Source organism: Sphingobacterium sp. SYP-B4668, assembly GCF_027627455.1.
Classification (GTDB): Bacteria; Bacteroidota; Bacteroidia; order Sphingobacteriales; family Sphingobacteriaceae; genus Sphingobacterium.
Window position 1 is genome coordinate 4,473,069 of record NZ_CP115483.1, and the last position, 23,130, is coordinate 4,496,198.

Below are 23,130 nucleotides of genomic sequence, written 5' to 3' on the forward strand. Positions count from 1 at the left end.
TACCGTGGTAAGACCTTTCTCTTTAAAATTATATATCAAAAATGAAAACTATCTAACGGATATTCTTTTGACTACAGTTTCCGTACCAGCAACTAGCCGCACGAAATAAAAACCTGAAGTCAGTTTCTTATTGGTATCAAATGCAAGATTTTGGTTACCGGCATCCAAAGAGCCATTCATTAGGCTTAAGACCTCATTACCTAAAGCATCCATTACCTTGATTGATACAGTATTTTGTTTACCTAATTTGAACGATACGGTCACCTGTTCAGCAATGGGGTTATAAAACACTTTCACATTATTAATAAGCTTATCAGACTCAGTCGCTGAAAAAACTTTCGCTGCTGATATACCAAAATCACTAAAAGAGTCGTTATTAAAATATTTAGCGGCTCTTGAAGTGGAAAAATTGCTTTTATTGCTTAACGTCATTTTTTTCAAAGAAGAATCGCTGGCCATTACCATGTTTGATCCCCAAGCAAAGCCCAAGCTTGCCACCAGCACGAGTGCGTTGGTAAAGGTTGTAATCAAACGTTTCTTGGTAAAAATCTTCATTCTATATGTTAAGACAAATCTGTTAGCAATTGGTTTAATCAAATATAAACCTTTTTTTGAATTCTGCTCATACAAAAATAGATTTTTTTATCAGAATAGCAGATAAAACTCTACTAATTACAAAGTCTTTAACAATTTTTAACACCCCTTGACGTTGTCACAAAAAAAAGCAAACTTTGGCGATTCAATTTTGTTAATCAAAATATTGAATTATTGTAGCAAAATCGAAGATTTAGTCATTTAATTTATTTAGAATGTCCACAGAAAATAAGAACGGCGTTCAAAAACTTAGCCTCGGAGGCTTATTAATTAGTTTAGGAATTATTTTTGGGGACATCGGGACCTCTCCTCTTTACGTATTCAAAGCCATTATCAACAAAGGAACAATAGACCCCAATCTCGTATTAGGTGGTCTCTCCTGTGTGGTATGGACCATTACACTTCAGACCACTATTAAATATGTATTGATTGCCCTCAATGCGGATAACAAAGGTGAAGGTGGTATCTTATCTTTATATTCCTTAGTTCGCAGGCAGGCCAAATGGCTCATTATCCCGGCTATTATAGGAGCCGCCGCACTCCTTGCTGATGGAATGCTTACACCGGCCATCACCATCTCATCCGCAGTGGAAGGGTTGGCCATCCACAATCCTACGTTACAGACAGTACCTATTGTCATCGCAATTATTTCCGGCCTGTTCCTCATACAGCGATTTGGTACATCTATCGTCGGAAAAGTCTTCGGTCCATTGATGTTTGTATGGTTCGTCACGATTGGCATATTGGGTTTAACATACATCGATCAAGCTCCAGAAGTATTAAAGGCTCTAAACCCTTATTATGCGATCAAATTAATCGCGACCACGCCCAACGCTCTCTTCATTATCGGCGGTGTATTTCTATGTACAACAGGTGCTGAAGCACTCTATTCCGACATGGGACATTGTGGAAAAGCCAATATACGAATCAGTTGGATACTGGTTAAAGTTTGTCTACTGTTGAATTACTTTGGTCAAGGAGCTTGGCTCTTGGAGCACGCAGGAAGCCAGATAGGTGAGAAAAATCCATTTTATGCCATTATGCCTGAATGGTTTATTAGTTACGGTATCATTATAGCCACCATAGCTGCAATAATTGCAAGCCAAGCGATGATTTCTGGCGCTTTCACATTGATATCAGAAGCGGTCAGACTCAATATATGGCCAAAAGTCACCATCCGATACCCGAGTGACCACAAGGGCCAATTATATGTACCGTCAATCAATCTCATTCTCTGGGCAGGTTGTATGCTAATTATTGCTGTATTTAGAGAATCCAGCAATATGGAGGCTGCATATGGATTAGCGATCAATTCGACATTTATCACAACCACCATTTTGATGGGGTACTTCCTCAGGTGGAAACGAGTGAATAAATACTTGATATTCCTATTTGTCGGTTTCTATTTCTTTATTGAGTTTGGATTTCTAGCAGGAAACTCCGTTAAAATGGCCCATGGGGGATGGCTGACCTTATTGCTATCTGCGGCCTTGATTACCGTCATGTATTCGTGGTATAGTGCTAGACGCATCAAAAATCGATTCGTCAAATTTGTCAATATCAAAGAATACAACTCCATTATATCCGAGATGAGTGAAGACCCGACTATCCCGAAATTTGCTTCTCAATTAGTCTATCTCACCAGTGCCAATAATCGTAAAGAGATTGAGTACAAAATCATCTATTCGATTATCAATAAAAAACCAAAAAAGGCAGACGTCTACTGGTTGGTACATGTAGATGTCATGGACAATCCTCATACACGCGAGTATACCGTCGAACAATTGGTACCAGGTAAATTAATCCGTGTAGACTTTAAGCTAGGCTTTAGGGAAGAACAACGCATCAGCTTGCTCTTCCGTAAAGTTGTAGAGGAAATGGTTCAACGAAAAGAAATAGACATCGTTAGTAAGTACGACTCCTTAAAAAAACACAATGTGCCTGGGGACTTTAGATTCGTCATCCTAGAAAAGGTACTTTCCAAGACCAATGATCTTAAGTGGAAAGAACGGATTATCTTTGAAATCTACAAAATCTTGAAAAAATTCAGTCTTTCCGAAGAAAAGGGGTTTGGCTTAGATGCTAGCTTTGTGACCATAGAACGCGTGCCGTTAAGTATACCACGCACCACCGAAGTCATTATCAAAAGAATCAATTAGCCGATCTCAGTCGGCAATTAGTTTCAAAATAAAGCCTCCGTTAATTACGGAGGCTTTATTTAATCCTTCAAAGCTTGAGCATCCCGATTTAATTTTGAATGCCTATATCCGTACATAAAATAAATAATCAACCCCGCCAATAGCCATAGAATAAAGATAATCCAATTGCTCGCTCCAAGTTCCGTCATCAAGTACAAATTGATTAGGATTCCTGTCGTGGGTAACAATGAGAAGTTGTACTTATATGCATAGATACTCATCACCACCCACACTATCCAAAAAATGATAATCAAAGATTTATGCTCAAAGATATAAAGAGGAGACAACGACCTCCATTCCTTAATAATATCTTGCCCATACCCCCACAAAAGCCCAAGTGCAATCACAAAACCTATACCTATCAAATATTTTCCATTTACATAGGGCACCCTAAATTTCGATTTTTGAGACAATCCTGAATGATCCATGTAAAGTACACCCCCACAGACAAGAATAAAAGCAAAGAAAGTCCCCACACTAGTCAAGTCTACAAAGAAGTCCATTTTGAAAAACAAGGAAGGCACAGCCACCACAATTCCCGTCACGATAGTCGCATAAGAAGGTGTTTTATATTTCGGATGTACCGTAGCAAATTTCTTCCACAACAAACCATCGCGACTCATGGTCATCCAAATCCTAGGCTGTGCTAGCTGGTATACAAGCAAAGCACTGGTGATGGCTATAACAGAAGTTACGGAGATTACACCCGCCATATGATCAAATCCAACATATTGAAACACATAGGCTAGCGGATCCTTTACATTCAACTCCGTATAATTAACCATACCTGTTAACACCAATGTAATAGCAACGTACAATACCGTACAAATCAGGAGGCAATAAATCATTGCCCTTGGAAGGTCCCGTTGTGGATTCTTACACTCTTCGGCCGTAGTAGATATAGAGTCAAAACCAATAAAAGCAAAAAAGACCGCAGCCACACTACTCATTACCCCACCCATACCGTTTGGCGCAAATGGAGTCCAATTTTCGGGCTTAATAAAAAATATTCCCCCACAAATCACCGCCAAGATAATCCCTACTTTAATAATGACCATGATATTGCTTGCTCTTTTAGATTCTCGGATACCGACATACACAAGAGCAGTTACCAAAAGTGTAATAATCCCTGCTGGCAAATCGAATACGATAGGTGTATCGCCTATTCTTGGCGCCGTCTCATAGGCCTCAAGAGCGAGCTTATCAATACCCGTCAATTTATCAACACCTACTTCCAACATTTTTTGATGGGCATCAAATGCATATCCAGGAGCCATAGAGAGCCATCGGGGTATATGGAGGCCGAAGCCCGCTAACATCGATACAAAATATTGTGACCATGATATCGCGACCACCATATTCGAGACCGCATATTCCAAGACCAAAGCCCATCCAATAATCCAAGCAAACAATTCACCAAATGCCACATAGGCATACGTATATGCGCTCCCAGATACAGGCACCGTACTCGCAAACTGCGCATATGATAATGCGGTAAATACACACGCAAATGCTACAAAAACAAAAAGTAGAGATACCGCAGGCCCCCCATTGTAGCTGGCTAGACCAATAGTACTGAATATTCCCGCACCTACAATAGCTGCTATTCCAAGAGATACTAAATCTCTAACGCCTAAAATCTTTGCAAGTCCTGATCCATGATGCTGGGAATCGCTAATAATCTGATCAATGCTCTTCTTTCGGAAAAGTCTATTTGCCATATCAGTGTGTTTACATCCGTATTTTACCTCTATAAATACGATTAAAGTATATGCTAAAAATTACTCCATTAAGGATAGCTTGTCCTGGATTTCTATATAAATGCTCTTGTAGTCTGTCAATTCGCGATCTACATAGGAAGTCAGACTATCCCTTAGGCGTTCATGGTGTTCGGGTAGAGGTTTGAAGTCCCAAATTCGCTTTGCAATATTAAACAAAGGATATGATATTTTACTAATATCGATATATTCATAGGTATACTTCGACTGCACAAAACCATGGTAATACTTCATGAATACAGATGTATCTTCCAACCCAATGGTTTGCAAATATTTAACGATGGTAGCGTCATCTACAGCAGAAAGGTCGTCATAGAAGCGATCTAGGTTGATAGCTTCATGTTTGAGCAATAAATGGTCCAGTATAAGCTCTAGAGAGACATGCGCCAAAAAAGAAGGTCGTATAGGTAAGCCTTCGAGACTATCCTGAATCTGGAGCCGTAAACGATGGGTATGATCAAAAAAAAATGGCGAATTGTGAAAGAGACGATCTACCTCGACATGTCGATACCAGCCCTCAGATATAGGTTTCATCTTGACATGATCAAGCAAGATATCTTCATAACGATTAGGATGGAAAACATACTTTTTATCTGCATTCTTAAGCAAATCAGGCAAGATCCCACCAAAGACACGCTCAGACGTAGTAGCATATCGTTCGAAGTAAAAGTGAGACAGAAAATTCATGTTGAAAGGGATTAAAATCACACTAAGCGCGTAATATCTTAAATCTTGACGTAAGATACAGCTTAATCTTCTTATCTTTGCAACTTATATAAAATTTTCTTATCCGCATTATTATGAACTTTGTAGAAGAATTACGTTGGAGAGGCATGTTACAAGATATCATGCCTGGAACAGAAGAGTTATTAAACAAAGAAAAAGTAGCCGGTTACATTGGTTTTGACCCTACAGGAGATTCCCTACATGTTGGTCACCTGACACAGATTATGACACTTATTCATTTTCAAAATGCTGGGCACAAACCTGTAGCTTTGGTTGGGGGTGCCACGGGTATGATTGGAGATCCTTCTTTCAAATCCGCAGAAAGAAATCTATTAGATGAGAAAACTTTAAATCACAATGTTGCCAGTCTTAAAAGTCAACTCGGCAAATTCCTAACATTCGGGGACGGCGCCCTCGATGCCCAAATGGTTAACAATTATGATTGGTTTAAAGATTTCAAATTCTTGGATTTCATTCGTGACGTTGGCAAATTGATCACTGTCAACTACATGATGGCTAAAGATTCAGTCAAAAAAAGGTTGGAAGGTGAAAATGGGTTATCGTTTACTGAATTTTCGTATCAACTGATTCAAGGGTATGACTTCTACTATCTATGGAAACATCATAATTGTAAAATTCAGATGGGTGGATCGGATCAGTGGGGCAATATTGTCACAGGCACCGAATTCATCAGACGTCAAGACCAAGGAACAGCATTTGCACTCACCACACAATTAATAAAAAAAGCTGACGGGCAGAAATTTGGCAAAACAGAATCGGGCGCCGTATGGTTAGACCCTAAGAAGACCAGTCCATACAAATATTACCAGTTCTGGTTAAATGCGACAGATGACGACGCTAAAAATTGGATTCGCATTTTCACATTAAAATCAAAAGAAGAAATAGAAGGCATCATTGCCGAGCATGATGCTGCGCCTCATACACGCACAGTACAAAAAGCTTTAGCCAAAGATATCACTATTCGTACGCATTCCGAGAAGGACTATGAGACTGCATTAAAGACTTCTGAGTTTCTTTTTGGAAATGGATCACTCGAATTCTTAAATGAACTAGACCACCAGTCTGTATTGGATGTATTTGACGGTATTCCTCAATATACTATAAGTCGTGAGGAACTTACTCAAGGCATCAATATTTTAGATATGCTAGCTGTCAAATCTGCAATTTTCCCTTCCAAAGGAGAAGCTCGTAAAATGACTGAAGGTGGTGGTGTATCCTTAAATAAGGAAAAAGTTGCCACAATCGAACAAGTTATCAACACGGACTACTTGATTAACAATAACTATATCATTGCCCAGCGCGGTAAGAAAAACTACTACTTGATTATTGTAGAATAATAGTAAATTATTACACAGTAGAAGGGCCTTCATAAATGAAGGCCCTTTGTTATATAGTAGTTGTATGTAAAAGTCACTTGAGTTGCTGCAGAATTTGTGCTTCGAATCCAAATTTACTATCTTCCTTCTCCTCCTTAGTTAATCCTTTAGCCCAAATTGTATAAATAGCCCCTTCCTCTGGTATAAATTCAAAATTCGCAAACTCCACATTCGCAGTAGAGGCAATGAAAAGCTGATGCTTCTTTCCAGCCTCCATCGTGAAATACGCACTTGTTCCTTTGAAAGCTATGCCTTTGGCCAAAAGCGCGCGCGCCTCTTTTTCACCAAGATTTAACGCAGGTGCATCCGGACTTAGATTGATAAACCGTATGCTTGCCTTCCCGGCCATTGGTGCTTCATTACTATCTTCAAAACTTATCACATCCAAATTCCGCTCACCAATGACAAATAAGGAGTATATCTTTCCAGGAGCAAACGCGAGCTGCTTCGAGACCAGTGCACCCTTTGACAAACTATCCCGATCGAAGACCCTTACCAGACGATTTCCAGGAAACGCATTCCGATAAGGAAGATAATCGCCAAATCCAAAACTCTCGTTAGACATATTCAGCTTATTTTGGTCCAATCCAATATCCAATTTCTGCTCGGAAGGGACAGCGTTAACGGCACTCGTAGCCGAAAGCTCTCCGTAATCGTAATCATCTTTATCCAACTTGCACGCAGATAACAGAACAATGACCAGTAGAAGACCGGCAAAAATAGGGGTAAATGTATTCACTTTATACATATAGATTCAAAATCATGATGTTTGATAATAGAACGAAAAACAAGAAAGAATCGCTACAACTCGCTAACAAATGGTTTTTTGGCCTAATTTTTTCTATATAAAATGATTAAGTTTGTAATAAGATTATTATCATTGATTTCATGCTAAATAAAGGAAATACTTTTAAGAATACAAGTGGGGGGAATCCAATAAAGAAAAACCAAAAAACGACTTCAAAGAACTACAATACAAAGAGTTACAAAGAGCCGTCAACACCTATTAATCTAACCGAAGCACAAGAAAAAGTGGTCAAGATTCTGGGCATTTTCTTGTTCCTGATGACCTTTGCCTTTGCCATTTCTTTTGCTTCCTATTTGTTTACTTGGCAAGAGGACCAAAGTTATATATCCACGTCAAATGGCAGTTGGTCAACATTATTCAGCACTGCCCAAGAGATTGATGACGATTCCGTTGACTTACCCGTCGTTCAAAATAAACTTGGAAAATTTGGAGCCTTACTTGCTAACCAATTCATCTACGAATGGTTTGGAATAGCATCTTTCATTTTTATCCTCATCCTGTTCGTCGTTGGCTATAAGCTGTTCTACAGAAAAAACATCCTTCCTGTATGGAGAACATTGCTATACTCATCCATAGCAATTATTTTCGTATCCGTAACATTAGGGTTTCTACAATCCTTCATGTCCAACACACCACATATGTTGGAAGGGAAGTTTGGCTTCTGGACCAACAAGCTACTCGAAGCACAGATAGGAACTGCTGGAGTTGCTGGTGTCATTGCATTCGCTTATCTTTCTGTGCTTATCCTTATCTACAACTTAGATTTGAAATTCAGCTTCCAATCCAAGAAAAGGATTTACGACGAAGACCTAGAATCTATGCAAGATGATGGGGACAGCATTCCAGAAGTACATAAGCCCCGAACCCCTATCCTTAAAGACGAAGACTATGTTTTAGATCCTATTGATTTGAATGCAAAAAGCGAGGTCGTGGAATTCAATCAATTCAAAGAAACGACAGAAATACCTCCCTTGCAAGAGAATGCCATAAAACCCAATTACAATGCCGCATTGACGTCAGACCATGATGTCGAAGTCGATCATATTCCCAACATCTCATTTACTATAGACTCCCCCCTTGAGGAAGAAGAATCTCCCGAACAAAAGACAAATGACAATCTGCCGTTGAGTGTTGAAAAAGTAAATGAAGAAAAACCAATTACAGCCAATGATCTAGTCGCACAATTTGGAGAATACGACCCTAAATTAGATTTGTCAGGTTATCAACACCCTCCATTAGAACTTCTAAAGGATTATGGCACGGGCAAGATTACAATCAATCAACAAGAACTCGAAGCCAACAAGAATAAGATCGTAGACACACTACGCAACTACAGCATTGAGATTGAGCATATCAAAGCAACTATTGGTCCCACCGTTACCCTTTACGAAATTATCCCTAAGCCAGGAATCCGAATTTCAAAAATCAAAAATCTAGAGGATGATATTGCATTGAGTTTAGCAGCACTCGGAATACGTATCATAGCACCTATGCCAGGAAAAGGAACAATCGGGATAGAAGTCCCCAATAGCTCTCCAGAAATGGTATCCATGCGTTCAGTACTTGCTACTGAAAAGTTCCAAAAAACAGATATGGATCTCCCAATAGCATTAGGAAAGACCATATCGAATGAAGTGTATATAGCCGACCTTGCCAAAATGCCCCATTTACTTGTAGCAGGAGCGACAGGTCAGGGTAAATCCGTCGGTATAAATGCGATATTGACTTCATTGCTGTACAAAAAACACCCTGCGGAACTTAAATTTGTACTAGTCGATCCTAAGAAAGTAGAGCTCTCCCTATTCAAAAAAATAGAACGTCATTTTCTTGCCAAACTTCCAGGAGAAGATGATGCGATTATCACCGATACTAAAAAGGTAATCAACACGTTAAACTCACTCTGTATCGAAATGGATCAACGTTACGACTTGTTAAAAAACGGACAAGTTCGTAATTTGAAAGAATATAATGTAAAATTTGTCAATCGCAGATTAAACCCTGAGGAGGGTCATCGATTCTTACCCTTTATAGTTCTTATAGTAGATGAGTTTGCAGATTTGATGATGACAGCAGGAAAAGAGGTCGAAACACCCATTGCCAGATTGGCCCAATTGGCTCGCGCGGTAGGTATACATTTAGTGATTGCAACACAGCGACCATCCGTCAATATTATCACGGGTACGATTAAGGCCAATTTCCCAGCCAGATTAGCGTTTAGGGTGCTTTCTAAAGTAGATTCTAGGACAATTCTAGATTCTGGAGGTGCCGATCAGCTGATTGGGCGAGGAGATATGCTTCTTTCCACAGGCAGTGACTTGATTCGTATTCAGTGTGCCTTTGTAGATACGCCCGAGGTAGATCAGATTTCCGACTACATCGGAGGGCAACGCGGATATCCCTCAGCATTCCTGTTACCAGAGTATGTTGATGAAAATGGAGAGGGTAGCGGATTGGCAGATTTTGACATGGATGACCGTGACCAACTCTTTGAAGAAGCGGCCCGCTTAATCGTCATGCATCAACAAGGCTCCACATCTTTAATCCAACGCAAGTTAAAGTTGGGCTATAACAGAGCTGGACGAATTATCGATCAATTGGAAGCCGCTGGTATAGTGGGTCCATTTGAAGGAAGTAAAGCGCGCGAGGTGCTCTATCCAGATGAATATTCGTTGGAACAGTATTTGGAAACATTAAGAAAGGATAATTAAAGATGAAGACAAATTTATGGACACTGATAATGAGCATACTCCTGCTCTGTACCAGTAGTCACACACTTGCTCAGCAAGAAGCTGCTGCAAAAAAGATATTGAATCAAGTATCCCAGAAATACGATGGTTACAAAACCATCCAGGCTACATTTTCATTTTCAGCCAAGCAAGCAGACGGCTCAAGCTATGCCGATAATGGAACATTATCGTTGGACAAAAATGGCAATAAATACCTCATTGAGATGAGGGCGCAACAACTTATAAGCGATGGTAAAACCACTTGGACCATCCTTAAAGAGGAAGGCGAAGTCCAAATCAACGATGCAGACAATTCCAATGACAATATCAATCCTAGCAATATCTTTTCATTTTATAAATCGGGATTTAAATACGTAAGTGCTCCAGATGAAACAGTAGGACAGACCACACTTAGCGTTGTAGACCTTTCTCCAATTGATACAAAAAAGAATTATTTTAAAATCAAATTGAGAATCAATAAATCCACCAAACAGATTTATGATGCCACGATATTTGACAAATCAGGATCAAGATACACCTACACCATCAAATCATTAAAAGGCAACGTCAGTTTCCCTGCAGGGACATTTGCCTACAATAAGTCCAAATATCCCGGATTAGAGGTCGTAGACCTTAGGTAAACACATACTAAAAGGGGCATCCGCAACGATGCCCCTTTTTTTTGTATCTTTATTTCAAATTTTGCGTTAACTTTACTTAAAACCCAGAGACCCCAAAACATGTCAAGCATCACGATTAAAGAAATAGCAAGGGCGTTGAATGTTTCTATCTCTACTGTTTCTAAAGCACTGAATGACAGTCATGAAATTGGAGATAAGACAAAAGCGAAAGTTCTGGAATATGCAGCTGCCCATCACTACAAGCCCAACCTACTAGCACAAAATCTGAAAACAGGAAAATCCAATACGATTGGTGTCATCCTCACTTCCATCAATAATCCCTTCTGTTCACAAATTATCGAGGGGATACAACAACATGCATTGAAAGTTGGACTTGATGTCATCTTTATGCAAAGCCGCGAACAACCAGAAATCGAAAAATCATGTATAGAAACCTTGATGCAAAGGGGTGTAGATGGGCTTTTGATTTCACCTGTGGATGAAACTTCCAATCAAAAATTATTGGAAGATATTCATACCCATCAATTTCCAGTCGTCATCTTTGACCGTATACAACATAGCCTCGATACATTCAAAATCGGTGTAAATAATTTCCAAGGAGCCCGTCTCGCCACCAAACACCTAATAGACTCTGGCCGTAGAAAGATTGTCAACATTACCGCGTCCCGCTTTGGGTTATCAGGGGAACGATTTAAAGGATACAGAGAAGCATTAAACGATGCAGAAATTCCCTTCGAGCCACTTTACCATGTCCAATGTAATATGCAAAATCATGACGTGTTAGATGTAGAACTCAAGAATGCCATTAGCGCATTAATGAATTCTCAGCATAAACCTGATGCCGTACTGGGATCATCCGATACCATTACCGTTCGCTTATTGGGCGTGCTTTCTGAAATGGGATATCAAGTGCCCGAAGATTTGGCTGTTATTGGTTTTTCAAACATTGAATTTGCCAAATCATTAAACCCTGCACTATCCACTATCCGTCAACCTGCCCTGGAAATAGGATCATTGGCTATGGAGAAACTAATGCAGTTAATGTCTAAAAAAAATTGGCATCAAGTTCAAATTGAAACCATTGAACTTGACACCAAACTAACTTTTCGTAAATCGTCTATCGTAGTTTAATCCATCTGTACCACTTTCATCTTAGGCACCAATGCCTTCATGACACACCATGCTATTAGGTACGATACAGCACAGATAGAAAACATAATCGTGTATCCGACCTCAATATTCCCTTGGGCACCGTAGTAATCAAACAGCCCCCCTCCTAATTTGGACATGATGACACCACCAAACCCGCCAGCCATTCCACCAATCCCAGTTACAGAACCCACAGCACTTTTAGGAAACATATCCGATACCGTTGTAAAGATATTTGCAGACCAAGCTTGATGGGCCGAAGCACCTATACCAATCAAAACTACCGGAATCCAAAAAGTATAATCACCAAGAGGTTGAGCGGCCAATACGACTAACGGAAACAACGCGATAATAAACATTGCACGCATACGTCCATCATATGCCGCATATCCTTTATTTATAAAGTACATCGGGAATGCTCCCCCGCCGATAGATCCTACCATTGTCATACTATACAAGACCGTAAGTGGCAACATCATATCTGTAGTACTCATACCGTACTGTACTTTAAGATAAGACGGCAACCAAAATAGAAAAAACCACCATACTCCATCCGTCAAAAATTTCCCCAATGTAAAGGCCCATGTTTGTCTAAATCCGAGCAATTTCACCCAAGATATCTTCGGCTGTGGAGCATTTGCATCCCTATTTTCAATCAATAGAGAGTCACTTACAACATAGTCGTACTCCGCTTTAGATAATTTTTTATCCGGCTTGTCATACATGATGAGCCAGAAGATTAACCATACAAAGCCAACTAGGCCAACGATGATAAATGCAGATTGCCAACCCCAATTATAAGCCATCCATGGCACTGTTAACGGAGCCAAGATTGCTCCCACATTCGTCCCCGAATTAAAAATACCTGTTGCAAAAGCACGCTCCTTCTTCGGAAAAAATTCAGCTGTAGCCTTTATTGCGGCCGGAAAGTTGCCCGATTCACCAAATCCCAATACTATCCGCGCAATGATAAATCCCAAAACAGAGGTTGACACTGCTGTAATACCAAAAACTCGTGCAGAAAACTCACCCATCTCTACGGCATAAGCATGCATAATTGCTCCAATTGACCATATAACAATCGCAATGGCAAATCCCAATTTTGTACCTAACTTATCAATAAATCGTCCAGCTAACAGCATCGACACTGCATAAGCAAACTGAAAAGTTGCAGTAATATTGGCATAGTCCGTATTAGACCACCCAAATTCATCCTCAAGTATCGGATGCAGCAAACTCAATACCTGGCGATCTAAATAATTGACAGTAGTAGCAAAAAATAACAAAGCACATATCGTCCAGCGGTACTTTCCAATCTTGTTGTTCATAATTTAAATAGGTTTAAAAAAGGTATTTCAATTAAAGGTTGAAATATTCCTTAGCATTATAATAACAAATATTCGACACCATTTTACCAACCCATTCTAGATCATTAGGCATGACTCCTCTTTGGATATCATTGGCAAACATATCACAAATTAACCTTCTGAAATATTCATGTCGAGAGTAAGAAAGAAAACTGCGTGAATCCGTCAGCATACCTACAAAACAACTAATCAAACCAATATTAGATAAAGTATCAATCTGTTGTTTCATTCCATCCAACTGATCTAAAAACCACCAAGCAGATCCATATTGAATCTTCCCTCTAAATCCCTCCCCTTGAAAATTACCCGTCATCGATGCAAATACAGCACTGTCCGAAGGATTTAAGTTATATAGTATAGTCTTCGGCAATTCGTCGGTGCGCTCTAGATTATCCAAGAATTGGGTGAGCGCTGTTGCGTGTTGAAAATCACCAATGGAATCAAAACCCGTATCAGGTCCCAATGTAGTCAATAAACGATGATTGTTGTTTCGGAGTGCGCCAATATGAAACTGTTGCACCCAACCCAATTTATAATATTTCCTAGCTAAATGTGATAATACATAAAAACCAAAACCATCTTTCAATACTGGTGTCACCTCTTGATCATTGCCATTCAACACTCCCTTAAACACACGATTTATCTCCTCCAGTCCAGTGTTACCTTGTAAAGGTATCCAACTTAAACCGTGATCCGAAAGACGTCCTCCCACTGCGTGAAAGAAATCGATGCGGCTTTCTAATGCGAGGAGAAGTGAATCAATATCATCTATGTTAATTTGTGCTACCGCAGACAATTTCTGTATGTACTCCCTGTAGACATCACCACCATCGAGTTGCAGCGATTTATCCGGTCGGAACGATGGCAATATCTTCGTATTGAAAGATGATGTTTTCCCAAGTGCAATATGTGCCGCCAAATCATCTATCGGATCATCTGTAGTACCCACCATCTCTACGTTAAAATGCGTCAGAAGAGATTGTGTCGAAAAACCAGGCTCAGCCAACTGCTCTTGCGTCCGATCATATATCCGTTGGGCGTTCGACCCGTTAAGCAATTCCTGAATACCAAAAGGATTTTTCAATTCCATATGGGTCCAATGGAAAAGAGGATTGCGTAATGTGTGCGGCACTGCCTCTGCCCATTTTTGAAATTTGTCCCTATCTGTAGCTGCTCCAGTAATATATTTTTCTTCAATGCCTAACACACGCATGGCCCGCCACTTGTAATGATCTCCATGTAACCATATTGCTGAAATATTTTCAAAATTCCTATCTTCCAACACTTCCCCCGGCGGCAGGTGAGAATGATAATCAATTACGGGTAAATTGACAGCGTAATCCTGATACAACCGTTGCGCTAACGATGATTGGAGTAAAAAATCCTCTTTTAAAAATTGTGTTGCCATACTTATTGATTGCCTGATATCCCTAGTTCTAACCCTCTGAGTTCAGCTAACCCTCTCAAACGCCCAATTGCCGAATAACCCGGGTTGGTCACCTTAGCCAAGTCATCCAACATTTGGTGCCCATGATCTGGTCTAAAAGGAATTGGAGTATCTCGCTTACTATTCTCTTCCACTAGTGCTTTCATCACACTATACATATCCACATCGCCATCCAAATGATCTGCTTCATAGAAGCTTCCAAATACATCCCTTTTAACATTACGAAGATGCGCAAAATACACCCGATCTTTAACTGCGTCAAATATTTCCAGCACATCGTTGTCCTTTCCTGCACCGAGCGATCCCGTACAAAAACAAACCCCATTGAATGATCGGTCAACTCCTTTTATGATTTTTTCAAAATCAGAACACCTAGACGCTATCCGTGGTAATCCTAAAATAGGATATGGAGGATCGTCGGGATGTATCGTCATCTTAATCCCATTCGATTCACATACGTCAGCAATCTCTGATAGAAACCACAAAAGGTTGGCACGAAGGCCATCTGCACCGATTGTTTTATAAATATCAATACTTACCAACAAATCACTCAATGTCGTAGCTTTCTCACTAGGAATCCCCATCAACACATTTATTGTTAATTTATCGATATCCGCTTGCGTATATTGGTGTGATTTAGCAATCGCCTCTTCGACTACTTGCTTTGGATAATCCGCCGAAGCCCCTTCCCTTTTAAGAACAAACATGTCAAAAAATGCCAAATCAAACCAATTAAAATATAACGCTTTTGCGCCGTTCGCCATTTCATAATCCAACTGCGTACGCGTCCAATCTAATACCGGCATAAAATTATAGCATACCGTCTTGATACCACACGTGGCCAAATTGGTCAATGTCTGTTTATAATTTTCAACATATTTCGCTGCGTCGCCATTTCTCGTCTTTATAGCTTCATGTACCGGTACACTTTCTACTACTGACCATACCAGTCCCCCAGCTTCAATAATAGACTTCCGTTCTTTTATTTCATCTAATGGCCAGACCTCGCCATGCGGAATATGATGTAAAGCACTCACTATACCTGTTGCCCCTGCTTGCCTCACATCACGTAGTGACACAGGATCCTGAGGTCCATACCACCTCCACGTTTGTTCTAATCTATTTTTTTTCATCCTATTATTTTTAACTTCAATTTCTATACACCCGACCACGCATTGAAACCACCATCTACATAAAGGGTCTCACCATTGATAAAGCCCGATGCCCGACTTAATAAAAATACCAAAGCCCCTTCCAATTCAGATGGATCACCCAATCTTGAGAAAGGTGTTTTGTTGATAAATCGTTGAGCACGATCTGTAAATCCACCCTCCGTCGTGGTCAAGAGCGTTCTATTCTGTTCAGTTAAAAATACACCCGGGGCAATTGCATTTACACGTACCTTATCTCCATAACGTAGAGCCAACTCTGTCGCCATCCATTTTGTATACCCAACAATGCCATTTTTAGCAACTGTATACCCCAGCACTCGGGTTAATGCAGTGCTAGAAGCTAATGAAGCAATATTGATAATAGAACCCTTACCTTTTTCTGCAATCACCCTCCCTAGAATTTGCGTAGGTATAATGGTCCCATGCAAATTCAGCTCAATGGCTTTAAGCGTATCTGATATATTAGCATCAAAAAGGTTATCATCAGGGCCAATCGTTGCTCCAGGGATATTACCCCCAGCAGCATTGACCAATCCGTCTATAGTTCCCCACTTATCCAAGATTATATCCCTTGCCCTTACCATTTCCTGTTCATTGAGCACATCGGCGACGACTGCTAAGCCCTTACCTCCTAATGTCTCAATCAATTTCACGCGTTCATCGGCCCTTTCCTGGTTTCTTCCGATTACGACAATCTTTGCACCCGCCTCCGCCAGTGCCTTAACAAATGATTTACCCAAAATACCGGTCCCCCCTGTTACGACGATGACTTGGTCTTTTAAAGAAAACTGTTCTAAAATATTCATATGTAAATAATCTCTTTTTAATGGTCATTATGATACATCCAAGGATTACCTAATTCTATATCGATGCATTTCAGCATCCTTGGATATCTATTAAGGTTGTTAGTTTATAATCTTCCGTTTATAAAAATGCTAATTTCGGACTAGAATATAAAGCTAATGGCACCTTATATTTACGATAACGATTTCGGAAATAAACACCTCCTACATCAACAATACTGCAAATATTTTGTATTTTCGATAGAAATTAAATAACTCAAACCTATGCCCCTAAAAAAAGTACTCTCCTTCGGCGAGCTACTCATACGACTACAAGCCACTTCCGATTCTTTTTTTGAAACTACTGGCAATAACCACCTGCAAATATTTCCAGGAGGATCCGAAGCCAATGTTGCTGTCACATTAGCACAATTAGGTGTACCTACATCCTACCTCTCTGCTACACCAGATCATGTCCTTGCGCAGGAAATTAAGAGCAAATTGAATTCCTACGGTATCGACACCTCCAAAATCAAGATGCAAGGAGATCGTCTTGGAAGTTATTTTTTACTTTCAGCAAATGGATTGAGCAAAGGAGAGGTGATTTATGATCGTAAATATTCTTCCTTCAGTCAACTGACCCCACAGGATCTAAATTGGGATGAACTGCTAGAAGGAATTGATTGGTTTCACTTTACGGCCTTGACCCCATCGCTAAACGAAGGACTGGCAATGATATGCAAACAGGCTTTAGAGGTGGCCGTAAAGAAGGAAATCACAATTTCCGTCGACCTAAACTATCGCAATCGCCTATGGCAGTACGGCAAAGAACCAATTGAAGTCATGCCTGAACTCGCAAAATACGCAGACGTAATCATGGGCAATATCTGGGCCGCCAACAAAATGCTAGGAACGTCTATTGATGATACCTTGGACCGGCACACCTCAAAAGAAGCATACGCGGAATATTCAAAAATATCAGCAAAAGAAATCTTCGAAAAATATCCCAAATGTAAACACGTGTCCAATACCTTCCGATTCATGGATAATCCAAAGCACAACTTGTTTTATGGGACCTACCATACAAGGGATACAGACAAGGTATCAGACACCTTTGAAACCAATCAAGTCGTTGATCGTATCGGTAGCGGAGATGCCTTCATGGGAGGGCTCATCTACGCTATCATTACCGACAGTACACCACAAGAAATTATTGATATAGCTACACAAGCCGGCTACCAAAAGTTAGCGGTAGAGGGCGATTTTGGAAACGGAAAAATAACAAAATAAATGAACAATACATTAATGCATATACAGGACGCACCAGTTATTCCTGTATATTACCACGACGATATTGAGCAGTGCATAGATGTACTAAAAAAGTGCTATAATGGAGGGATAAGGGTTTTCGAATTTGTCAATAGAGGCGAATACGCTTTAGAGAATTTCAAGCAACTATTAGCCTATAAGAACGAATATTTACCCGCTCTAAAACTAGGCATTGGAACTATCAAGACTGCGGCACAAGCAGAAACTTTTGCCAAGATTGGAGCCGAATTTATTGTCAGTCCCATTATCAATCAGGATGTTGCAAGAGTAGCATCACAATATAATTTGCTTTGGATACCAGGCTGTATGACACCTACCGAAATTGCAAAAGCGGAGGAATTAGGTGCACAATTAGTGAAATTATTCCCTGGAGATACCTTAGGCCCTAAATTCTTAAAAGCAATATCTCCGCTTTTCAAAGGCTTAAAATTCATGCCGACAGGTGGTGTAGATACAACAGAAGAGAGCATACAATCATGGAGAAAAGCGGGTGTTTTTTCCGTAGGGTTGGGTTCTAAGTTATTTGCCGCCCCAATTGCGGATGAGGGCAACCAGTGGTTGGAAGATAGATGCGCACGCTTATTAAAATGGGCGAAAGCATAATCCATTAAAAAACCATTAAAAAAGGGTAGCAATTTAAAATTGCTACCCTTTTTTAATGGTTGAAAAGAAATTAGTCCTCTTCTTTAGAAGCTAATAACTGATCGTATTCTTCACGAGAACCTACAATGATATTGCTATACGTACGCAAGCCTGTTCCCGAAGGAATTAAGTGGCCTACAATAACGTTTTCTTTTAATCCTAATAGATTATCACGCTTACCTGCAATAGCAGCCTCATTCAACACCTTAGTTGTCTCCTGGAAGGATGCAGCAGAGATAAATGACTTAGTTCCCAATGAAGCTCTGGTAATACCTTGCAACAATGGACTAGAAGTTGCTGGGATTGCATCCCTAACTTCAACCAGCTTCAAGTCACGACGTCTCAGACTAGAATTCTCTTCACGCAATCTACGTAAAGTCACGATCTGTCCTGGACGAAGTTCGTTAGAATCTCCCGATTCGACAATAACCTTCTTATCGTATAAAGAGTCATTCTCTAGCATGAAATCCCATTTGTTAACAGCTTCTTTTTCTAAGAAACGGGTATCTCCCGGGTCTTCAATGTTCACTTTTTGCATCATCTGGTGAACAATCGTCTCAAAGTGCTTATCATTGATTTTTACCCCTTGAAGGCGATAAACTTCTTGAATACCATTTACGATATAATGCTGTACCGCTGAAGGACCTTTAATAGATAAGATATCTGCTGGAGAAATTGAACCATCTGATAAAGGCATACCCGCTTTGATAAAGTCATTATCCTGTACAAGGATGTGTTTCGAAAGTGGAACCAAGTATTTCTTGATTTGACCGTCACGAGACTCAATAGAAATCTCACGGTTACCACGTTTAACACCACCCAATGCTACAACACCATCAATCTCAGTTACTACAGCTGGATTTGAAGGATTACGCGCCTCGAATAGTTCTGTCACACGAGGAAGACCCCCTGTAATATCTCGGGTTTTACCAGTAGAACGAGGAATCTTAACAAGAATAGCTCCTTCTTTTATTTTTTGACCATCCGATACCGAAACGTGGGCACCCACTGGGATATTGTATGAACGAACAACCTCTCCTTTAAGGTCAACAACCTTGATAGTCGGGTTTTTCGTTTTATCACGAGTTTCAATAATGACTTTTTCTTTGTGACCCGTCTGATCATCGGACTCTTCACGGAAAGTTACACCCTCGATAATCGCATCGAACTCAATTTTCCCACTGAACTCCGAAATGATAACCGCGTTATATGGATCCCATGATACTAGACGTGTTCCCTTTTCAACAGTGTCTCCCGCATTCACGTACAATTGTGAACCATAAGGAATATTTTGTTGGTAAAGTACTTTTTTACTTGTCGGTTCGATGACACGAAGTTCTCCAGAACGACCCAAGACTACTTGATGAGTACCATCTTCGCCTTCTTGAGATACGGTACGCACATTCTCGAATTCAACTAGACCTTCATGCTTAGCTACAATTTGTGACTCGGCTGCAATATTGGAAGCCGTACCACCCACGTGGAACGTACGAAGTGTCAACTGTGTACCCGGCTCACCAATAGATTGTGCTGCGATTACACCGACAGCTTCACCCAATTGAACGCGTTTACCCGAAGCCAAGTTACGTCCATAACAGGAAGCACATACTCCGCGCTTAGATTCACATGTCAATACCGTGCGTATTTCGATTCCTTCGATACCGGCGTTTTCGATACGTTCAGCTATTTCTTCAGAAATATCCTGATTCGCAGATGCCAAAAGTTCGTTTGTCTCAGGATCATGTACATCATACAATGTTACACGACCTAGTATACGATCGTATAGTGGTTCGACGATATCATCATTATCTTTTAGAGCTGTTGTATAGATACCTCTCAATCCGCCACAATCTTGGTCAACGACAATCATATCTTGAGCTACGTCATGTAGACGACGTGTTAGATAACCCGCATCCGCTGTCTTCAATGCCGTATCGGCAAGACCTTTACGCGCACCGTGGGTAGAGATAAAGTATTCCAAAACCGAAAGACCTTCTTTAAAATTAGAAAGAATCGGGTTTTCGATGATTTCACCACCAGAAGCACCAGATTTCTGTGGCTTAGCCATCAAACCACGCATACCACACAGCTGACGAATCTGCTCTTTGGAACCACGCGCACCTGAATCCAACATCATGTATACCGAATTGAAACCTTGGTTGTCATTCGATAAGATATCCATTACGTGCGCAGTCAACTTGTTATTGATACGCGTCCAGATATCGATGATTTGGTTGTAACGTTCGTTGTTCGTAATGAAACCCATATTGTAGTTACCCATTACATCTTCAACTTCGTTAGTCGCCTGTTGAATCAATTCAGACTTCGCCGCAGGAATATTCAAATCCTGCAAATTAAACGAAAGACCTCCTTTGAAAGCTGTTTGGAAACCTAATTCCTTCATATCATCCAAGAATTTCGCTGCACGAGCCATACCCGTATTTTTCACGATCTCTCCAATGACATTACGAAGGGATTTCTTTGTCAACAACTCATTGATGAATCCCATCTCTTCTGGTACAATCTGGTTAAAGATTACACGACCAACAGTAGTTTCCAACAAAGCATCAACGATTTCGCCTTCCCTATTTCTGATTTTAGTTTTTACTTTGATAAAAGCATGCAAATCAATTTTCTTCTCATTCAAAGCGATAATAACCTCTTCTGCAGAGTAGAAAATCATATCCTGACCTTTTACAATGTGGTCCCCTTCAGTCTTACGGCCTTTAGTTATATAATAAAGACCCAATACCATATCCTGAGAAGGAACAGTTACTGGAGAGCCGTTTGCAGGGTTCAAGATGTTGTGAGCGGCCAACATTAAGATTTGGGCTTCCAAAACAGCAGCATTACCCAAAGGTAAGTGAACCGCCATCTGGTCACCGTCAAAATCCGCGTTAAACGCTGTACAAACCAGTGGGTGTAACTGAATTGCCTTACCCTCTACCAAAGTGGGTTGGAAAGCCTGTATACCTAAACGGTGAAGCGTAGGCGCACGGTTTAGTAATACTGGGTGGCCTTTCAATACATTTTCCAAGATATCCCATACTACTGGATCTTTGCGATCGACGATCTTCTTAGCAGATTTTACAGTCTTCACAATTCCTCTTTCAATCATCTTACGGATGATAAACGGTTTATAAAGCTCCGCAGCCATATCTTTAGGTAGACCACACTCATGTAATTTGAGGTGAGGTCCAACGACAATTACCGAACGAGCCGAGTAATCCACACGTTTACCTAATAAGTTTTGACGGAAACGACCTTGCTTACCTTTAAGGATATCAGATAATGATTTCAATGCACGATTACCCTCAGTCTTCACCGCGTTAACCTTACGTGAGTTGTCAAATAATGAATCTACAGCTTCCTGTAACATACGTTTTTCGTTACGTAAGATTACTTCGGGAGCTTTAATTTCAATAAGACGTTTCAAGCGGTTATTACGGATAATAACACGACGGTACAAGTCATTTAGATCTGATGTCGCAAAACGACCACCATCCAAAGGCACCAATGGGCGCAACTCTGGTGGGATGATAGGAACGATTTTCACGATCATCCATTCCGGACGATTTTCAATACGATCTCTAGAACCACGGAAAGCTTCCACAACGTGAAGACGTTTTAAAGCCTCATTTTTACGTTGTTGCGAAGTCTCGTTTGCTGCTTGGTGACGAAGGTCATATGACAATTGATCTAGATCGATACGTTTCAATAACTCTTCTAGTGCCTCAGCACCCATTTTTGCAATAAACTTCTGAGGATCGTTATCATCCAGATACTGATTTTCTTTAGGTAGTGTATCTAAGATATCTAAATATTCCTCTTCCGTTAAGAAGTCCATATAGTTGATACCATCTTCCTCTTTGATACCTGCCTGGATAACGGCATAACGTTCGTAGTAGATAATCATATCCAACTTTTTAGTTGGAAGACCTAATAAATAACCGATTTTGTTAGGAAGAGAACGGAAGTACCAGATGTGCGCAACAGGAACCACCAAATTGATGTGTCCCATACGCTCACGACGTACCTTTTTCTCCGTCACTTCAACACCACAACGGTCACAGACAATACCTTTATAACGGATACGTTTGTATTTACCACAGTGACATTCGTAATCCTTTACAGGACCGAAGATACGCTCACAGAATAAACCATCACGTTCTGGCTTGTAGGTACGATAGTTAATCGTTTCTGGTTTTACAACTTCACCACTAGAACGCTCTAAGATTGTTTCTGGTGACGCCAAGCTAATGGTGATTGACGTAAAGTTGCTTTTAATTTTATTATCTTTTTTGTAAGACATACTTTTATTCCAAAGTTAAAGCTGTATGAAGAAGCTTAAGAGGATCTTCAATCCTCCTAGCT

General features: G+C 40.3%; 16 protein-coding genes. 7 read left to right on the top strand and 9 right to left on the bottom strand.

Annotation, left to right across the window (positions count from 1 at the left end; all coding sequences use genetic code 11):
• Window positions 1-48: 48 nt before the first annotated feature.
• Window positions 49-555, bottom strand: coding sequence for a T9SS type A sorting domain-containing protein (locus tag OQ289_RS18215; RefSeq protein WP_033564086.1), 507 nt, complete (start codon window positions 553-555; stop codon window positions 49-51).
• Between the two features lie 254 nt (window positions 556-809).
• On the opposite strand from OQ289_RS18215, the gene OQ289_RS18220 reads away from it, so the two are divergent.
• Complete coding sequence (locus tag OQ289_RS18220) at window positions 810-2,753, top strand: KUP/HAK/KT family potassium transporter (RefSeq protein WP_270088245.1); 1,944 nt, start codon at window positions 810-812, stop codon at window positions 2,751-2,753.
• Between the two features lie 59 nt (window positions 2,754-2,812).
• Here OQ289_RS18220 and OQ289_RS18225 read toward each other — a convergent pair whose 3' ends face one another.
• On the bottom strand, window positions 2,813-4,513 hold the full coding sequence (locus OQ289_RS18225) for an amino acid permease (protein WP_033564084.1): 1,701 nt from the start codon (window positions 4,511-4,513) through the stop codon (window positions 2,813-2,815).
• 60 nt (window positions 4,514-4,573) lie between these two features.
• Window positions 4,574-5,257, bottom strand: a complete 684-nt coding sequence (locus OQ289_RS18230) for a hypothetical protein (protein WP_033564083.1) — start codon at window positions 5,255-5,257, stop codon at window positions 4,574-4,576.
• A 113-nt stretch (window positions 5,258-5,370) separates the two neighbouring features.
• Between OQ289_RS18230 and tyrS the strand changes: the two genes are divergently transcribed.
• Window positions 5,371-6,654 carry a tyrosine--tRNA ligase gene (gene tyrS / locus OQ289_RS18235; protein WP_270088246.1) on the top strand — a complete coding sequence of 428 codons (1,284 nt, stop codon included), beginning with the start codon at window positions 5,371-5,373 and terminating at the stop codon, window positions 6,652-6,654.
• 73 nt (window positions 6,655-6,727) lie between these two features.
• Here tyrS and OQ289_RS18240 read toward each other — a convergent pair whose 3' ends face one another.
• Window positions 6,728-7,432, bottom strand: coding sequence for a DUF4397 domain-containing protein (locus OQ289_RS18240; RefSeq protein ID WP_270088247.1), 705 nt, complete (start codon window positions 7,430-7,432; stop codon window positions 6,728-6,730).
• Window positions 7,433-7,581: 149 nt separating this feature from the next.
• On the opposite strand from OQ289_RS18240, the gene OQ289_RS18245 reads away from it, so the two are divergent.
• The 3 genes from OQ289_RS18245 (at window position 7,582) to OQ289_RS18255 (ending at window position 11,999) form a co-directional block, all read left to right on the top strand.
• Window positions 7,582-10,209, top strand: a complete 2,628-nt coding sequence (locus OQ289_RS18245) for an FtsK/SpoIIIE family DNA translocase (RefSeq protein WP_270088248.1) — start codon at window positions 7,582-7,584, stop codon at window positions 10,207-10,209.
• 2 nt (window positions 10,210-10,211) lie between these two features.
• Entirely contained in the window at window positions 10,212-10,868 is a 657-nt protein-coding gene (locus OQ289_RS18250) for a LolA family protein (RefSeq protein ID WP_033564080.1), read from the top strand.
• Between the two features lie 99 nt (window positions 10,869-10,967).
• Window positions 10,968-11,999, top strand: coding sequence for a LacI family DNA-binding transcriptional regulator (locus OQ289_RS18255; protein WP_033564079.1), 1,032 nt, complete (start codon window positions 10,968-10,970; stop codon window positions 11,997-11,999).
• Here the strand turns inward: OQ289_RS18255 and OQ289_RS18260 are convergent.
• The 4 genes from OQ289_RS18260 to OQ289_RS18275 are packed head-to-tail and all read right to left on the bottom strand — an operon-like array spanning window position 11,996 to window position 16,809.
• Window positions 11,996-13,345, bottom strand: a complete 1,350-nt coding sequence (locus tag OQ289_RS18260; protein ID WP_033564078.1) for an MFS transporter — start codon at window positions 13,343-13,345, stop codon at window positions 11,996-11,998. The genes OQ289_RS18255 and OQ289_RS18260 overlap by 4 nt on opposite strands.
• A 31-nt stretch (window positions 13,346-13,376) precedes the next feature.
• Window positions 13,377-14,792: a glucuronate isomerase gene (uxaC, locus tag OQ289_RS18265; protein WP_270088249.1), complete on the bottom strand. Its 1,416-nt coding sequence runs from the start codon at window positions 14,790-14,792 to the stop codon at window positions 13,377-13,379.
• A 2-nt stretch (window positions 14,793-14,794) separates the two neighbouring features.
• Window positions 14,795-15,964 carry a mannonate dehydratase gene (gene uxuA, locus OQ289_RS18270; RefSeq protein WP_270088250.1) on the bottom strand — a complete coding sequence of 390 codons (1,170 nt, stop codon included), beginning with the start codon at window positions 15,962-15,964 and terminating at the stop codon, window positions 14,795-14,797.
• Between the two features lie 23 nt (window positions 15,965-15,987).
• Complete coding sequence (locus OQ289_RS18275; RefSeq protein ID WP_270088251.1) at window positions 15,988-16,809, bottom strand: SDR family oxidoreductase; 822 nt, start codon at window positions 16,807-16,809, stop codon at window positions 15,988-15,990.
• Window positions 16,810-17,070: 261 nt separating this feature from the next.
• On the opposite strand from OQ289_RS18275, the gene OQ289_RS18280 reads away from it, so the two are divergent.
• Window positions 17,071-18,075, top strand: a complete 1,005-nt coding sequence (locus tag OQ289_RS18280; protein ID WP_270088252.1) for a sugar kinase — start codon at window positions 17,071-17,073, stop codon at window positions 18,073-18,075.
• The gene (locus tag OQ289_RS18285; RefSeq protein WP_270088253.1) at window positions 18,076-18,717 is read left to right on the top strand and encodes a bifunctional 4-hydroxy-2-oxoglutarate aldolase/2-dehydro-3-deoxy-phosphogluconate aldolase; all 642 of its coding nucleotides are present in this window, start codon (window positions 18,076-18,078) and stop codon (window positions 18,715-18,717) included.
• 70 nt (window positions 18,718-18,787) lie between these two features.
• Here the strand turns inward: OQ289_RS18285 and rpoC are convergent, their stop codons facing one another.
• Complete coding sequence (rpoC, locus tag OQ289_RS18290) at window positions 18,788-23,068, bottom strand: DNA-directed RNA polymerase subunit beta' (protein WP_270088254.1); 4,281 nt, start codon at window positions 23,066-23,068, stop codon at window positions 18,788-18,790.
• Between the last annotated feature and the right edge of the window lie 62 nt (window positions 23,069-23,130).

Coding starts and splice junctions, on each gene's coding strand:
- OQ289_RS18280 (WP_270088252.1), top strand. CDS start 17,071: ATGCCCCTAAAAAAAGTACTCTCCTTCGGCGAGCTACTCATACGACTA.
- OQ289_RS18250 (WP_033564080.1), top strand. CDS start 10,212: ATGAAGACAAATTTATGGACACTGATAATGAGCATACTCCTGCTCTGT.
- uxuA (WP_270088250.1), bottom strand. CDS start 15,964: ATGAAAAAAAATAGATTAGAACAAACGTGGAGGTGGTATGGACCTCAG.
- OQ289_RS18230 (WP_033564083.1), bottom strand. CDS start 5,257: ATGAATTTTCTGTCTCACTTTTACTTCGAACGATATGCTACTACGTCT.
- rpoC (WP_270088254.1), bottom strand. CDS start 23,068: ATGTCTTACAAAAAAGATAATAAAATTAAAAGCAACTTTACGTCAATC.
- OQ289_RS18215 (WP_033564086.1), bottom strand. CDS start 555: ATGAAGATTTTTACCAAGAAACGTTTGATTACAACCTTTACCAACGCA.
- OQ289_RS18260 (WP_033564078.1), bottom strand. CDS start 13,345: ATGAACAACAAGATTGGAAAGTACCGCTGGACGATATGTGCTTTGTTA.
- OQ289_RS18220 (WP_270088245.1), top strand. CDS start 810: ATGTCCACAGAAAATAAGAACGGCGTTCAAAAACTTAGCCTCGGAGGC.
- uxaC (WP_270088249.1), bottom strand. CDS start 14,792: ATGGCAACACAATTTTTAAAAGAGGATTTTTTACTCCAATCATCGTTA.
- OQ289_RS18275 (WP_270088251.1), bottom strand. CDS start 16,809: ATGAATATTTTAGAACAGTTTTCTTTAAAAGACCAAGTCATCGTCGTA.
- tyrS (WP_270088246.1), top strand. CDS start 5,371: ATGAACTTTGTAGAAGAATTACGTTGGAGAGGCATGTTACAAGATATC.
- OQ289_RS18225 (WP_033564084.1), bottom strand. CDS start 4,513: ATGGCAAATAGACTTTTCCGAAAGAAGAGCATTGATCAGATTATTAGC.
- OQ289_RS18255 (WP_033564079.1), top strand. CDS start 10,968: ATGTCAAGCATCACGATTAAAGAAATAGCAAGGGCGTTGAATGTTTCT.
- OQ289_RS18245 (WP_270088248.1), top strand. CDS start 7,582: ATGCTAAATAAAGGAAATACTTTTAAGAATACAAGTGGGGGGAATCCA.
- OQ289_RS18285 (WP_270088253.1), top strand. CDS start 18,076: ATGAACAATACATTAATGCATATACAGGACGCACCAGTTATTCCTGTA.